A 14,450-nucleotide genomic window follows, 5' to 3' on the forward strand; every position below is an offset into this window, starting at 1 on the left:
CCTGGTCCGTGGCACCCTCGCGCCGGAACAACTCGTGGGAGGTGGCCATGCGTGCCGGAACGCCGGGTGCGGTCCTCGTCGCCGCCGTTCTGATCGGGCTGTCGGCGGCGGCGCCGGCGCGGGCGGCGGGGCTCGACTGCCCGGTGATCGGCTCCGGCGGCGTGCCGCCGCTCGCCATCGACGACCGCCAGATCGGCCGGCTCACCAGCGGCAACGCCGCCGATCTCGCCGACGAGGTCGGCGGCCTCGTCGCACGGGCGAAGGCGGCGGCCCCGTCGGCCTCCGACGACCTGATCGGCGACATGCTGATCGGCGCCTATTGCCCGATCGTCGCCCGCACGAGCGCGACGCCGGCGCAGCGATGGCGGCTGATGCGGCAGTTCGACCGCGCCGTCTACCGCGCGCTCGGCGCCGCCGCGCTGCCGCAGGGGGCCGAGATCCTCGCCGACGTGCCGCTGCCGCCCGCCGTCTACGACCGGCTGCGCCGCCAAGCGGAGACGGCCGGCCAGCCGCCCGGCGCCTTCATGGCGACGATCCTGTCCCGCGCCGCCGGGCCGTGAACGAGGCGGTCTTCCGTGTGGCGCGCCCCGGTGCGGTCGGGGCGCCATAGGAATGCCGCGAGCGCATCGCAGATCCGGCCGACCGGGGGAGGCGATGGCGATGATCCGCGTCACGGGTGTTCGCGCACGCATGGTGGCCGTGGCACTCGCCGCCGGGGCGCCGGCGACCGTCGCCGTGCCGGTATCGGCACTCGCCCAGGCCGGCCAGTCGGCGTCCGGCCAGTCGGCGGCGGGACAGCCCGCGGCCAGGCCGGCCGACGACGCGCGGCGGCCGGATCAGGGACGGCCGGCCGAGACCGAGAAGAAGCCGCTGCCCGCCAAGGCGACGCGCGAGCTGCCGCCGGCCCTGCTGGCGCTGCTCCGTGAGAAGCGGATGCCGAAAAATTCGCCGATCGTGCTGCGCGTCTTCAAGGAGGAGGCGGAGCTCGAGGTGTGGAAGCAGGACACGAGCGGGCGCTTCCAGCACCTGAAGACCTATCCGATCTGCCGGTGGTCGGGCGATCTCGGGCCGAAGCAGTTCGAGGGCGACCGGCAGGCTCCGGAAGGGTTCTACACGGTCACGCCAGCGCTGATGAACCCGCACTCCGCCTTTCATCTCGCCATCAACACCGGCTACCCGAACGCCTTCGACCGCGCCAACGGCCGCACCGGCAGCCTGCTGATGATCCACGGGATCTGCGCCTCGGCCGGCTGCTTCGCCATGACCGACCCGCAGATCGAGGAGATTTACGGGCTCGCCCGCGACGCGCTCGCCGGCCGGCCGTGGTTCCAGGTCCAGGCCTATCCGTTCCGCCTCACGCCGGCGAATCTGGCGCGCCACCGCGACAGCCCGAACCTGCCGTTCTGGACGATGCTGAAGATCGGCAACGATCACTTCGAGACGTCGCGCCGCGAGCCGCGGGTCGACGTGTGCGAGCGCCGCTACGTGTTCGACGCGAAGCCGCTGCCCAACGCAGCGGCGCCGTTCGTGTTCGATCCGGTTGGGAAATGCCCGCCCCATATGGTCGACCCCAAGATCGCCGGCCCGGCCCAGGAGAAGCAGCGCGCCGACGCGGCCGAGACCGACCGCCTCGTCGCCCAGCAGATCGCCGACGGCGTGCCGGCCGCGCCGATCTACACCGGCCTCGACGGCGGCATGCACGACAGCTTCCGCGCCCGCTTCTTCCGGGTGATCATCCCGCTCGCCAAGGTGATGCCCTACGCCTCGCACCTGCCGACGCTGCCGCCGATCCCCTATGTCGACGACGACGGGTCGCTGGCGACCAAATGGTTCGGCACCGCGTTTTGAACGGGCGGGCAGGGGCCCGCGGCCGACGCCGTCGTTCGTCGGCCGTGCCGCGGTCCCGGGTTTCGCGGCGCTCGACCACGGGAGACCGTCAGACACGGGAGACCGTAAGAGGCGACGATGACCGGGCACCGACGACGCGCGACCGACCCCCGACCCAAACCCTCCGGACCCCCGATGCCGTCCGCCTGGATCGCGCCCCCGCGGCTGTCGGCCGCGGCGCTCGCCGCCCGCGAAGCCGGGGGCAGCCGCCGGCCGCTCGCCCGCGCCGGCCGCGGGGCAGGGCGCCGCCTTGCGGTCGTCGGCGGCGATGCGTAAGTAGACCCCACAATCGCCCCGAAAGGTCGCCATGGTCGTCGTGCTCGACACCGTCGGCGGGCCGCAGCGCCCGCGACACCCGGAAAAGGCCAACCGTCCGGACCAGCCGGTCCTGCGAAAACCCGACTGGATCCGGGTCAAGGCGCCGGTGTCGAAGGGCTACGGCGAGACCCACGGGATCGTGCGGGCGCACGGCCTGCACACCGTCTGCGAGGAGGCCGGCTGCCCGAACATCGGCGAGTGCTGGGAGAAGAAGCACGCCACGCTGATGATCATGGGCGAGACCTGCACGCGCGCCTGCGCGTTCTGCAACGTCTCGACCGGCATCCCGAAGCCGCTCGATCCCGACGAGCCGGCCCGGGCGGCGGAGGCGACCGCGACGCTCGGCCTCTCGCATGTCGTTGTCACCTCGGTCGATCGCGACGATCTTCCCGACGGCGGCGCGGCGCATTTCGCCGCCGTGATCCGGGCGATCCGGGCCCGCGCCCCGCAGACCTCGATCGAGGTTCTGACCCCGGACTTCCTGCGCAAGGCCGGCGCCGCCGAGGTGGTGGTCGCGGCCAAGCCCGACGTGTTCAACCACAATCTGGAGACGGTGCCGTCGCTCTATCTGACGGTGCGGCCGGGCGCCCGCTACTTCAACTCGATCCGGTTGCTGCAGCAGGTCAAGGAGATCGATCCGACGATGTTCACCAAGTCCGGCATCATGGTCGGGCTCGGCGAGACCCGGAACGAGATTCTTCAGGTGATGGACGACCTGCGCGCCGCCGACGTCGATTTCCTCACCATCGGCCAGTACCTGCAGCCGACCCGCAAGCACCATCCGGTGGCCCGCTTTGTGACGCCCGACGAGTTCAAGTCGCTCGAGACGATTGCCTACGCAAAAGGGTTTCTGATGGTCTCCGCCTCGCCGCTGACCCGCTCCTCGCACCATGCGGGCGACGATTTCCGTCGCCTGCAGGCCGCCCGCGCCGGAAGGCGCTGAGCGCCATGCCGCGCTTCCGCGCCCGCCGCCGCGTCCACCACGCGGCCGAAAGGATGTTCGAGCTCGTCGCCGACATGGACAGCTATCCGGAGTTCGTGCCGCTGTGCACCGGCATGAAGGTGCGCGGCCGCACCCCGGTGGGCGAGGGGATCGAGACGGCGATCGCCCGGATGACCGTGTCCTACAAGGTCTTCCACGAGCACTTCACCACCAAGGTCACGATGAACCGGCCGGAGCTGTTCATCGCGGTCGACTATCTCGAGGGTCCGCTGAAGGTTCTGTCCAACCGCTGGACCTTCAAGCCGCTCGGTGACACGGCGTGCGAGGTCGAGTTCTACATCGACTACGAGTTCAAGAGCCGGATGCTGTCGCATCTGATGGGCGCCGTGTTCGACGCGGCGTTCCGCAAGTTCGCCGGCGCCTTCGAGGCGCGCGCCGACGTCGTCTACGGCACCGGCGGGCGCTCCGCCATGGTCGCGGAATAGGCGCCGTCGCGGGGTGGTGCCGCCCCCGGCGCGCGGCCGAGGGGCCGATCTAACGTCGCACCGACCGCCGGTCGGCGAGCTGCTCCAGCATCGACAGCGCCTCCAGCACGGCGGCGCGCCGCACCGCCTCACGGCCGCGATCGCCGAAGCGGCATTCGCGGTGGACGAGCTGGCGGCCGCGCAGCGCCGCGGCGAAATGGACGAGGCCGACCGGCTTCTCGTCCGTGCCGCCGCCCGGGCCGGCGATCCCGGTGATCGCGACCGACAGGTCGACCGGCGCGTGCGCCAGCACCCCGAGCGCCATCGCCTCGGCGGTCTCCCGGCTCACCGCCCCGTGCCGGACCAGCGTGTCGTGCGGCACGCCGAGCAGGCGCTCCTTGGCGGCATTCGAATAGGTGACGTAGCCGGACTCGACCACGTCCGACGCGCCGGCGACGGCGGTGAGCGCCCCGGCGACGAGCCCGCCCGTGCAGGACTCGGCCGTGGCGAGCGTCAGGCGCCGCGCCCGGCAGATGTCGAGCACCCGCCGGGCCAGTTCGGTGACGGGGTCGGAGTTCGGGGCGGCCGTCGTCGTGGCGCCGAACGCCCCGGGCGTGACGGGCGTCTCGGTCACGGCGTCGTCCAGGGCAGGCGGACCGTCGCCGTCGCATAGGCGACCAGCCCCTCGCGGCGGCCGATGAAGCCCATCTTCTCGCTGGTGGTCGCCTTCAGCCCGACCCGATCGACCGAGAGACCGACGATCTCGGCGACCCGCGCCCGGATGGCGTCGCGATACTGGCCGAGCCGCGGCGCCTCGGCCACCAGGGTGAGGTCGACATGGGCGATCCGGCCGCCGCGCGCCGTCACCCGCTCGACCGCATAGGCGAGGAAGCGGTCCGAGGAGGCGCCCTTCCATCGTGGGTCGCTCGGCGGGAAGTGGACGCCGATGTCGCCCTCGGCCAGCGCCCCCAGGATGGCGTCGACCAGCGCATGGAGCGCGACGTCGGCGTCGGAATGGCCCTCGACCGAACGGTCGTGCGGGATCTTGACGCCGCCGAGCCAGACATGGTCGCCGGTCGCGGCGAAGGCGTGGACGTCGTAGCCGGAGCCGACCCGAACGTCGCCGAGCTCGGCGAGCAGCTCCGCCTCGGCGCGGCGGAAGTCGTCCGGCGTGGTGAGCTTCACGTTGGTGGCCTCCCCCTCGAAGATCGCGACCGGCAGCCCGGCCCATTCGGCGAGCGCGGCGTCGTCGGTGAAGTCGTCGCGGCCCGCCGCGGCCGCCGCGCGATGGGCGGCGAGCAGGGCGTCGAACCGGAACGCCTGCGGGGTCTGCACGGTTCGCAGGCGGCTGCGGTCGAGCGTCTCGACGACGAGACCGGCGCCGTCGACCACCTTGACGGTGTCGCTGACCACGAGCCCCGGGATCGCGGCCCCGCCCCGGCCGGCCGCGATCGCTCGGTCGAGCAGGGCCGGCGAAGCGAACGGCCGCGCCGCATCGTGCACCAGCACGATCTCGGGCGCGTGGTCGGCGAGGGCCTCCAGGCCGGCATGCACGGAGGCCTGCCGGGTGGTGCCGCCGTAGGTCGGGGTGAGCACCGGGAGCCCTGCCGCGGCACTCGCGAAACGGGCCTCGTCGTCGGGATGGATCACCGGCTGGACGACGGCGATGCCGGGATGGGCAGTGAACGCCAAGAGTGTGCGACGAATAACCGCCATGCCGCCGATGCAGCGGTACTGCTTCGGAACGTCGCCGCCGGCCCGCAGGCCGCGTCCTCCGGCGACCACGACGGCTGCCACTCGACTCATGATTTCAAGCTCCTGACCGAATTCTCTAGTGCGTCGGTTGAACCGAGTTACGGGCTCTCGTGGCGTTGTTTCGTCATCACCGGCGGTGACTTGGGCTTAAGTGTGCCTGTTCGGGAGGCTTGATTTGGCGCATGGAATGGCTAAGGTCTATGCAAATCACGGCTACGCCCAAAGACTAGGCACGTATGCATTCTCACAGCCCCCGACCCTCACGCGACCTGACGGTGGGCTCGATCGCACTTCCGAATCCCGTCTTCCTCGCGCCCATGTGCGGCATTACGGATGCACCGTTCCGGCGCCTCGTGGCAAGGCTCGGGGCGGGCCTCGTCGTCTCGGAAATGACGGCGACCTCGGCCCTGGTGGCCGGCAAGGCGCTGGCCCAGCTCCGTCTGGAGGGCCACGGGGTCGGCCTGCACGTCGTCCAGATCGCCGGCCGCGAGGCGCGCTGGATGGCCGAGGGCGCCCGCATCGCCGCCGGGGCAGGGGCCGACATCGTCGACATCAACATGGGCTGCCCGGCCCGCAACGTGACCAGCGGCGAGGCCGGCGCCGCGCTGATGCGCGACCTCGACCACGCCGTCTCGCTGATCGAGGCGACCGTGAGCGCGGTCGCCATCCCGGTCACGCTGAAGATGCGGCTCGGCTGGGACGAGACCTCGATCGTCGCCCCGGCGCTCGCCCGCCGGGCCGAGCAGGCCGGCGTCCGACTCGTCACGGTGCACGGGCGCACCCGCAACCAGTTCTACACCGGCACGGCGGACTGGCACGCGGTGCGGGCCGTCAAGGACGCGGTCTCGATTCCCGTGGTCGTCAACGGCGACATCAGGTCGGAGGACGACGCCGTCACGGCGCTCGCCCGCTCCGGCGCCGACGCCGTGATGGTCGGCCGCGGGGCGTGCGGGAAGCCGTGGCTGCCCGGCCGGATCGCCCGCTTCCTCGCCACCGGACGGCGCGAGGCCGGCCCCGATCTCGACACTCAGCTCGGCTGGCTCCTGCAGCTCCACGACGAGATGCTGACCCTCTACGGCACGCCTCTCGGCGGGCGGCAGGCCCGCAAGCATCTCGGCTGGGCGCTCGACGCCGCTGCCGCAGACGCCGGGGTGTCGCCCGCCGACGTCAAGGCGTGGCGGGCCAGGGTGCTCACCATCGACGAGCCGGCCGAGGTCCAGGGCCGGCTGCGCGACGCATATGCCGCGTTCAAGTGGAAGGTCGCCGCATGAAATCCGCCCCCATCGAAGCTCGCCCGCACTGGTCCGGCCAGGGTCCGCTCGGCATGTCGTCGGCCGAGGCGGTGCTCAACTCGCTGCCGCATTCCGTCGTCGTGGTCGGGCCGGACGGCGAGATCGCCGACGCCAATACGGCGGCCGAGCATTTCTTCGACATGTCGGCGCCGTTCCTGCGCCGCTACAAGCTGCGCGACCTGGTGCCGTTCGGCAGCCCCGTGCTGGCCCTGATCGAGCAGGTGCGGGCGCGCGGCGCCGCCGTCAACGAGTACAAGGTCGATCTCGCCACCCCGCGCATGCCGGGCGAGCGCATCGTCGACCTGCACGTCGCGCCCGTCCCCGAGCAGCCCGGCCACGTCGTCGTGATGCTGCAGCTCCGCTCGATCGCCGAGAAGATGGACCGCCAGCTCACCCATCGCGGCGCCGCCCGCTCGGTGACGGCGCTCGCCGCCATGCTGGCGCACGAGATCAAGAACCCGCTGTCGGGCATCCGCGGCGCCGCCCAGCTCCTGGAGCAGTCGGCGAGCGACGACGACCGCACGCTGACGCGCCTCATCTGCGACGAGGCCGACCGCATCGTGAAGCTGGTCGACCGCATGGAGGTGTTCGCCGACAAGCGCCCGGTCGATCGCGAGCCGGTCAACATCCATGTCGTGCTCGAGCACGTGAAGCGGCTCGCCCAGTCGGGCTTCGCCCGTCACATCCGCTTCGTCGAGGACTACGACCCGTCGCTGCCGGCGATTCTCGGCAACCGCGACCAGCTCGTGCAGGTGTTCCTCAATCTGGTGAAGAACGCCGCCGAGTCGATCGGCCCGAACGCGACCGACGGCGAGATCCATCTCACCACGGCGTTCCGGCCCGGCGTGCGCCTCTCGCTGCCGGGCAGCAAGACGCGGGTGTCGCTGCCGCTCGAGTTCTGCGTCAAGGACAACGGCCCCGGCGTGCCGGAGGATCTCCGGCCGCATCTGTTCGAGCCGTTCATGACCACCAAGCCGACCGGCACGGGCCTCGGCCTGGCGCTGGTCGCCAAGATCATCGGGGACCACGGCGGCATCGTCGAGTGCGAATCGCAGCCGCGCCGGACCTCGTTCAGCGTTCTGATGCCGATGTACACGGGCGACGACGCCGCCGAGCGCGGCGGTCCGCCCTCGCGAGGATGACGATGCCCACCGGTCGAGTTCTGGTCGCCGACGACGACGCCGCGATCCGCACGGTGCTCAACCAGGCCCTGTCGCGGGCGGGCTACGAGGTCCGCTCGACGGGCAACGCCGCGACCCTGTGGCGCTGGGTGAGCCAGGGCGAGGGCGACCTCGTCATCACCGACGTGGTGATGCCGGACGAGAACGCCTTCGACTTCCTGCCGCGCATCAAGAAGCTCCGGCCCGACCTGCCGGTGATCGTGATGAGCGCGCAGAACACCTTCATGACGGCGATCCGCGCCTCCGAGCGCGGCGCCTACGAGTATCTGCCCAAGCCCTTCGACCTGAAGGAGCTGATCACCATCGTCGGCCGGGCGCTCGCCGAGCCCAAGGAGGTCGCCGTCAAGGCGCCGGCGCCGGAGGAGATGGAGGCGATCCCGCTGGTCGGCCGCTCGCCGGCCATGCAGGAGATCTATCGTCTGCTCGCCCGCCTGATGCAGACCGACCTGACCGTGATGATCACGGGCGAGTCCGGCACCGGCAAGGAGCTGGTCGCCCGCGCCCTGCACGACTACGGCAAGCGGCGCAGCGGCACCTTCGTCGCCATCAACATGGCGGCGATCCCGCGCGACCTCATCGAGTCCGAGCTGTTCGGTCACGAGAAGGGGGCGTTCACGGGCGCCAATTCGCGCAGCGCCGGCCGCTTCGAGCAGGCCGAGGGCGGCACGCTGTTCCTCGACGAGATCGGCGACATGCCGATGGAGGCGCAGACCCGCCTGCTGCGCGTGCTGCAGCAGGGCGAGTACACGACGGTCGGCGGCCGCACCCCGATCAAGACCGACGTGCGCATCATCGCGGCGACCAACAAGGACTTGCGGATCCTCATCCAACAGGGGCTGTTCCGCGAGGATCTGTTCTTCCGCCTCAACGTCGTGCCGCTGCGCCTGCCGCCGTTGCGCGAGCGCACCGAGGACATCCCCGACCTCATCCACCACTTCTTCGCCATCGCCGAGCGGGAAGGTCTGCCGGCCAAGCAGATCGAGAAGGCCGCGCTCGACCGCCTCAAGCGCTACCGCTGGCCCGGCAACGTGCGCGAACTGGAGAACCTCGCCCGCCGTCTGGCCGCGCTGTATCCGCAGGAGACCATCACGGCGGCCGTCATCGACGGCGAGCTCGCCCAGCCGACGACCACGGCGAGCAGCGACGAGCCGCGCCCCGACGAGAACCTGTCCGCGGCCGTGGAGCGCCATCTGACGCGCTATTTCGGCGGCTTCAACGACGGCCTGCCGCCGCCCGGCCTCTACCATCGCGTGCTGCGCGAGGTGGAGCACCCGCTGCTCTCCGCCGCCCTGGTCGCCACCCGCGGCAATCAGATTCGCGCCGCCGAGCTGCTGGGCGTCAACCGCAACACGCTGCGCAAGAAGATCCGCGACCTCGACATCCGGGTGATCCGCACGAGCACCTGATCGGCTCGCGTCCCGACCGACCTGTTCGGCCGCCCGGGCTCGGCCGCTCCTCGCGATCCGCTCGCGCTCTCGTGAAGACGAGGGCGCCGTGGATTCGTCTCAATTCGGCAACATTGTTGTACAAATGCCTCAGCCTGAGAGGCAATGACGGCGCGTCGGAGTCGATGCGGCCGAGGGGGGTGCATGGCGAGCGTTGACGAGGCGACGAGCGCCGGGCTGGCCGAGGTGGTCAAGCCGGGCAGCGGCTCCGGAACCCGTATCCTCGGGCCGATCGGTGTCGCGGCCGCGCTGCTGTCGGCGCTCGTCACCTTTCTGGTGCTCGCCGGCCTGACCCCGATCGTGCCGACCCACAACGTCGTCGTCAGCCTGCTGATGGTCAACGGCACGGCGGTGGCGCTGCTGCTCGGCGTGATCGGCCGCGAGGTCTGGCAGATCGTCCAAGCGCGCCGGCGTGGCACCGCCGGCGCGAGGCTGCACGTGCGCATCGTCGGGCTGTTCTCGGTGATCGCGGCGGCGCCCGCCATCCTGGTCGCCGTGGTCGCCTCGATCACGCTCGACCGTGGCCTCGACCGCTTCTTCACCCAGCGCACCCGCGGCGTCATCGCCAACTCGTTGGTCGTCGCCGAGGTCTATCTCAACGAGCACGCCCAGTCGCTGCGCAGCGAGACGCAGGCGATGGCCTTCGACGTCGGCCGCGCCCGGCCGCTGTTCGACCAGGATCGCGACCGCTTCCGCCAGTTCTTCACGGCGCAGGCCCAGGTGCGCGGGCTGCCGATCGCCGTGCTGCTCGACAAGAACCTGGCCGTGATCGAGCGCGCCGACATCAAGCTCGCGCACGAGGCGCCGCGCCCGTCCGCCGCCATGCTGGCCGGCGTCGGCGAGGCCGAGCCGCAGGTGATCGTCAACCCGGATTCGAACTACGTCGCCGGGGCGATCAAGCTGCGCAACTACGACGACACGACCCTGTTCGTCGCCCGGCCGCTCAATCCGCTCGTCGTCTCCCAGTTCCGCGAGACGCAGACGACCGTCTCGGAGTTCGCGGAGCTGGAGAAGCGGCGGCTCGGCGTGCAGATCGCCTTCGCCCTGATGTTCACGGTCATCGCGCTCACCGTGCTGCTCTCGGCCGTGTGGATCGGCTTCAACTTCGCCAACCGGCTGGTCGCGCCGATCCGTCGCCTGATCGGCGCCGCCAACGTGGTCTCGACCGGCAATCTCTACGTCCAGGTGCCGGTGCGCCAGTCCGAGGGCGATCTCGCCCAGCTCGGCGAGACCTTCAACAAGATGACGTCCGAGCTGCGCACCCAGCGCGACGACATCGTGCGGGCGCGTGACGTGATCGACAGCCGGCGGCGGTTCACCGAGGCCGTGCTCGCGGGCGCCAGCGCCGGCGTCGTCGGCGTCGGGGCCGACGGGCGGATCAGCATCCTCAACCGCTCGGCCGAGAAGCTGATCGGGGCGACCGAGCAGGAGGTGCTCGGCAAGCCGCTCGCCGAGGTGCTGCCCGAGCTCGCCGACATGTTCCTCTCCGCCCGCACAACCGGGCAACGTTTCGCGCAGGGGCAGGCCTCGATCAACCGGGCGGGGCGGGAGCGCACCGTCTCGGTGCGGATGACCACCGAGCAGTCGGCCGATCCCGAGCACGGCTACGTGTTCACGCTCGACGACATCACGGATCTGGTCACGGCGCAGCGCACCTCGGCCTGGGCCGACGTCGCGCGTCGCATCGCCCACGAGATCAAGAACCCGCTGACCCCGATCCAGCTCTCGGCCGAGCGCCTGCGCCGCAAGTACGGCAAGGTGATCGTCGAGGACAAACAAATCTTCGAGCAGTGCACCGACACGATCGTCCGGCAGGTGGAGGACATCCGCCGCATGGTCGACGAGTTCTCGCGCTTCGCCCGCATGCCGAAGCCGGTGATGACCGAGGAGGACGTCGCCGACACGGTGCGCCAGGCCGTGTTCCTGATGCGAGTCGGTCACGCCGATGTCGAAATCACCGCCGACATCCCCGACGGTCCGATGCCGGCACGATTCGACCGGCGCCTGATCTCGCAAGGATTGACCAACATCATCAAGAACGCGACCGAAGCGATCGCCGCGGTCCCGCCCGCCGAGCTCGACAAGGGCCATATCCACGTCGCCGCGGCGCGGGAGGGGAGCGACATCGTGATCGACGTGATCGACAACGGGATCGGGCTGCCGAAGGAGAACCGGCGGCGTCTGCTCGAGCCCTATGTGACGACCCGCGAGAAGGGCACCGGGCTCGGTCTCGCGATCGTCGGGAAGATTCTCGAGGAGCACGGCGGACGCATCGAGCTGCACGACGCAGCCGAGCGCGAGCCGGGCCGGCGCGGCGCCTGGTTCCGTCTGCGTTTCGCCGCCGAACCGGCCACCGCCGATCAAGACCAGCAGCAGGGCGAGCAACGACATGGCGTCTGACATCCTGATCGTCGACGACGAGGCCGACATCCGCGAGCTGGTGGCCGGCATCCTGGAGGACGAGGGCTACGGCACCCGCACGGCCCGCGACTCCGACGATGCGCTGAAGGCCATCCAGGCGCGGCGCCCGAGCCTGGTGTTCCTCGACATCTGGCTTCAGGGCTCGAAGCTCGACGGGCTGCAGCTCCTCTCCACCATCAAGGCGGAGAATCCCGAGCTTCCCGTGGTGATGATCTCGGGCCACGGCAACATCGAGACCGCGGTCGCTGCCATCAAGCAGGGCGCCTACGACTTCATCGAGAAGCCGTTCAAGGCCGACCGGCTGGTGCTGGTCGCCGACCGCGCCCTGGAGACGTCGCGGCTCAAGCGCGAGGTGAAGGAGCTCAAGCAGCTCGCCCCGTTCCCGACCACGTTGGTCGGCCGCTCGACCGCCATCAACCACCTGCGCCAGACGATCGAGAAGGTCTCGCCGACCAACAGCCGCATTCTCATCGTCGGGCCGTCCGGCGCCGGCAAGGAGCTGACGGCGCGCACCGTGCACGCCCTTTCGGGCCGCGCCAGCGGTCCGTTCGTCGTGATCAACGCCGCCGCCATCACGCCGGAGCGGATGGAGGTGGAGCTGTTCGGCATCGAGCAATCGAACGGCAGCGAGACCCGCAAGGTCGGCGCCCTGGAGGAAGCTCACGGCGGCACGCTGTTCATCGACGAGATCGCCGACATGCCGCGGGAGACGCAGAGCAAGATCCTGCGGGTTCTCGTCGATCAGCAGTTCCAGCGGGTCGGCGGCACCACCAAGGTGGCCGTCGACGTCCGTATCGTCTCCTCGACGGGGCGAAACCTGGAGGAGGAGATCGCCGCCGGGCGGTTCCGCGAGGATCTCTATCACCGCCTCTCGGTGGTGCCGATCCGGGTGCCGCCGCTCGCCGAACGGCGCGACGACATCCCGGATCTCGTCGAGCATTTCCAGGATCAAATCTCGCAGGCGACCGGTCTGCCCAAGCGCCGGATCGGCGACGATGCGCTCGCCGTGCTGCAGTCGCACGACTGGCCCGGCAACGTTCGCCAGCTGCGAAACAATGTCGAGCGGCTGATGATTCTCGCCGGCGGCGACCCGGACGCCATCATCACGGCGTCGATGCTGCCGCCCGACGTCGGCTCGATGGTGCCGGCGATGCCGCGCGGCAACGGCGGCGAGCATCTGATGGGCATGCCGCTGCGCGACGCCCGCGAGGCCTTCGAGCGGGAGTATCTGCGCGCCCAGATCAGCCGGTTCGGCGGCAACATCTCGCGCACCGCCGAATTCGTCGGCATGGAACGTTCGGCCCTGCACCGGAAGCTCAAGGCCCTGGGAATGGACTGAGCATGATCCCGAAAGGTGGCCTCCGGCTTTCGGATCGGATCATGCTCCGACAAGAAGGAACGAACGAATCGACGTTTCGCGGAAACGTCGATTTGTTCTGATCACGTCATGTCTCGTGTCGTCTACGTGAACGGCCGGTGGCGGCCGTTCCGCTCCGCCGTCGTCCATGTCGAGGACCGCGGCTATCAGTTCGCCGACGGTGTCTACGAGGTCTGCGAGGTGCGGGGCGGGCGGCTCGTCGACGAGCGCCGCCACACCGAGCGCCTCGTGCGCTCGCTGTCGGAGCTGCGCATCCCGCTGCCGCTGCCGCTCTCCGCGCTGAGCGTCGTCCTGCACGAGGCGGTGCGGCGCAACCGGGTCCGCGACGGGCTCGTCTATCTGCAGATCACCCGCGGGGTCGCCCGCCGCGACCACGGCTTCCCGCCGCCCGGCACCCGGCCGAGCCTCGTCGTCTCCGCCAAGCGGATCGATCCGGCGGCCGGCGAGACAGCGGCGCGCGCCGGCATCGCGGTCGTCACCGTGCCGGAGACCCGCTGGGCGCGGGTCGACATCAAGGCCATCGCCCTCTTGCCCAACGTGCTCGCCAAGCAGGCGGCGCGGGAGCAGGGCGCCCGCGAGGCGTGGTTCGTCGACCGCGACGGCTTCGTCACCGAGGGGGCCTCGTCGAACGCCTGGATCGTCACCGGGCAGGGTGAGCTGGTCACCCGACCGGTCGGTCCGGACATCTTGCGCGGCATCTCCCGCGAGGTGGTCAAGGATGTGGCGACGGCCGAGGGCCTGATCCTGGTCGAACGCCCGTTCACGGTCGCCGAGGCCCTGGCGGCCCGCGAAGCCTTCGTCACGGCCGCGAGCCAGATCGTCATGCCGGTGGTGCGGATCGACGGCCAGCCGGTCGCCGGCGGGGTGCCCGGGCCGGTCGCGGTGCGGCTGCGCGCCGCCTTCCATGCCCACGCCGAATTCTCCTGACGGACGAAGCTGCTGCGAATTCAGGCGGTAATCGACCAGCTTGGGCTTGCGCTCGTTACCGCGGTGCAATCTAATACCGATGCCCACGCTCTGCGAGCGCTGCAACGACGGCGCGCGCCGGGCGCGAAAAAGCAGCCACCTCGCGACGGGGACCGCGAGTACAACGGAAACAAACGGCCATGGCAGCCGATCGCTCACAAAACCTACAAGACACCTTCCTGAACTATGTTCGCAAGAACAAGACGCCGCTCACCATTTTTCTCGTGAACGGAGTCAAGCTCCAAGGCGTTGTCACCTGGTTCGACAACTTCTGTGTGCTTCTGCGGCGGGACGGCCACTCGCAACTCGTCTACAAGCACGCCATCTCGACCATCATGCCGGGTCACCCGATCCAGCTGTTCGAAGGGGCCGAGGAAGCAGCGGAAAAGGCCTAGTTGGA

The 14,450-nt window shown here is 70.4% G+C and carries 12 protein-coding genes and 1 pseudogene; 11 read left to right on the forward strand and 2 right to left on the reverse strand.

The window, feature by feature from the left end:
* Positions 1 to 47: 47 nt before the first annotated feature.
* From ACFSOX_RS01125 to ACFSOX_RS01140, 4 genes are all read left to right on the forward strand, one after another.
* Positions 48 to 560, forward strand: coding sequence for a hypothetical protein (locus ACFSOX_RS01125; protein ID WP_378475953.1), 513 nt, complete (start codon positions 48 to 50; stop codon positions 558 to 560).
* Positions 561 to 660: 100 nt separating this feature from the next.
* On the forward strand, positions 661 to 1,848 hold the full coding sequence (locus tag ACFSOX_RS01130) for a L,D-transpeptidase family protein (RefSeq protein WP_378475954.1): 1,188 nt from the start codon (positions 661 to 663) through the stop codon (positions 1,846 to 1,848).
* A gap of 346 nt (positions 1,849 to 2,194) precedes the next feature.
* Positions 2,195 to 3,148 (forward strand): lipoyl synthase, encoded by a 954-nt coding sequence (gene lipA, locus ACFSOX_RS01135; protein WP_378475955.1) that lies wholly within the window; start codon positions 2,195 to 2,197, stop codon positions 3,146 to 3,148.
* A gap of 5 nt (positions 3,149 to 3,153) precedes the next feature.
* On the forward strand, positions 3,154 to 3,633 hold the full coding sequence (locus ACFSOX_RS01140) for a type II toxin-antitoxin system RatA family toxin (protein ID WP_378475956.1): 480 nt from the start codon (positions 3,154 to 3,156) through the stop codon (positions 3,631 to 3,633).
* Here ACFSOX_RS01140 and ACFSOX_RS01145 read toward each other — a convergent pair.
* Together ACFSOX_RS01145 and ACFSOX_RS01150 are read right to left on the reverse strand one after the other, a co-directional pair.
* Positions 3,572 to 4,168: pseudogene (locus ACFSOX_RS01145) on the reverse strand (CinA family protein); the annotation flags it as partial. The gene ACFSOX_RS01140 and the pseudogene ACFSOX_RS01145 overlap by 62 nt on opposite strands.
* Positions 4,169 to 4,242: 74 nt before the next feature.
* Positions 4,243 to 5,418, reverse strand: coding sequence for a bifunctional 2-C-methyl-D-erythritol 4-phosphate cytidylyltransferase/2-C-methyl-D-erythritol 2,4-cyclodiphosphate synthase (locus tag ACFSOX_RS01150; protein ID WP_378475957.1), 1,176 nt, complete (start codon positions 5,416 to 5,418; stop codon positions 4,243 to 4,245).
* 185 nt (positions 5,419 to 5,603) lie between these two features.
* On the opposite strand from ACFSOX_RS01150, the gene dusB reads away from it, so the two are divergent.
* The 7 genes from dusB to hfq all read left to right on the forward strand — a co-directional run bounded on the left by dusB (position 5,604) and on the right by hfq (position 14,445).
* On the forward strand, positions 5,604 to 6,638 hold the full coding sequence (gene dusB / locus ACFSOX_RS01155) for a tRNA dihydrouridine synthase DusB (RefSeq protein ID WP_378475958.1): 1,035 nt from the start codon (positions 5,604 to 5,606) through the stop codon (positions 6,636 to 6,638).
* Between the two features lie 53 nt (positions 6,639 to 6,691).
* On the forward strand, positions 6,692 to 7,801 hold the full coding sequence (locus tag ACFSOX_RS01160; protein WP_378476093.1) for a two-component system sensor histidine kinase NtrB: 1,110 nt from the start codon (positions 6,692 to 6,694) through the stop codon (positions 7,799 to 7,801).
* A 2-nt stretch (positions 7,802 to 7,803) separates the two neighbouring features.
* Complete coding sequence (ntrC, locus tag ACFSOX_RS01165) at positions 7,804 to 9,246, forward strand: nitrogen regulation protein NR(I) (RefSeq protein ID WP_378475959.1); 1,443 nt, start codon at positions 7,804 to 7,806, stop codon at positions 9,244 to 9,246.
* A 183-nt stretch (positions 9,247 to 9,429) separates the two neighbouring features.
* Positions 9,430 to 11,685 carry a sensor histidine kinase NtrY-like gene (locus tag ACFSOX_RS01170; protein WP_378475960.1) on the forward strand — a complete coding sequence of 752 codons (2,256 nt, stop codon included), beginning with the start codon at positions 9,430 to 9,432 and terminating at the stop codon, positions 11,683 to 11,685.
* Positions 11,675 to 13,045, forward strand: a complete 1,371-nt coding sequence (gene ntrX / locus ACFSOX_RS01175) for a nitrogen assimilation response regulator NtrX (RefSeq protein ID WP_378475961.1) — start codon at positions 11,675 to 11,677, stop codon at positions 13,043 to 13,045. Before ACFSOX_RS01170 ends, ntrX begins: the two co-directional genes overlap by 11 nt.
* A 108-nt stretch (positions 13,046 to 13,153) precedes the next feature.
* Entirely contained in the window at positions 13,154 to 14,011 is an 858-nt protein-coding gene (locus tag ACFSOX_RS01180; RefSeq protein ID WP_378475962.1) for a D-amino-acid transaminase, read from the forward strand.
* 179 nt (positions 14,012 to 14,190) lie between these two features.
* The gene (hfq, locus tag ACFSOX_RS01185; protein ID WP_008385166.1) at positions 14,191 to 14,445 is read left to right on the forward strand and encodes an RNA chaperone Hfq; all 255 of its coding nucleotides are present in this window, start codon (positions 14,191 to 14,193) and stop codon (positions 14,443 to 14,445) included.
* The last annotated feature ends 5 nt before the right edge of the window (positions 14,446 to 14,450 follow it).

This window comes from Rhodoplanes azumiensis, from assembly GCF_042682915.1.
Lineage (GTDB): Bacteria > Pseudomonadota > Alphaproteobacteria > Rhizobiales > Xanthobacteraceae > Rhodoplanes > Rhodoplanes azumiensis.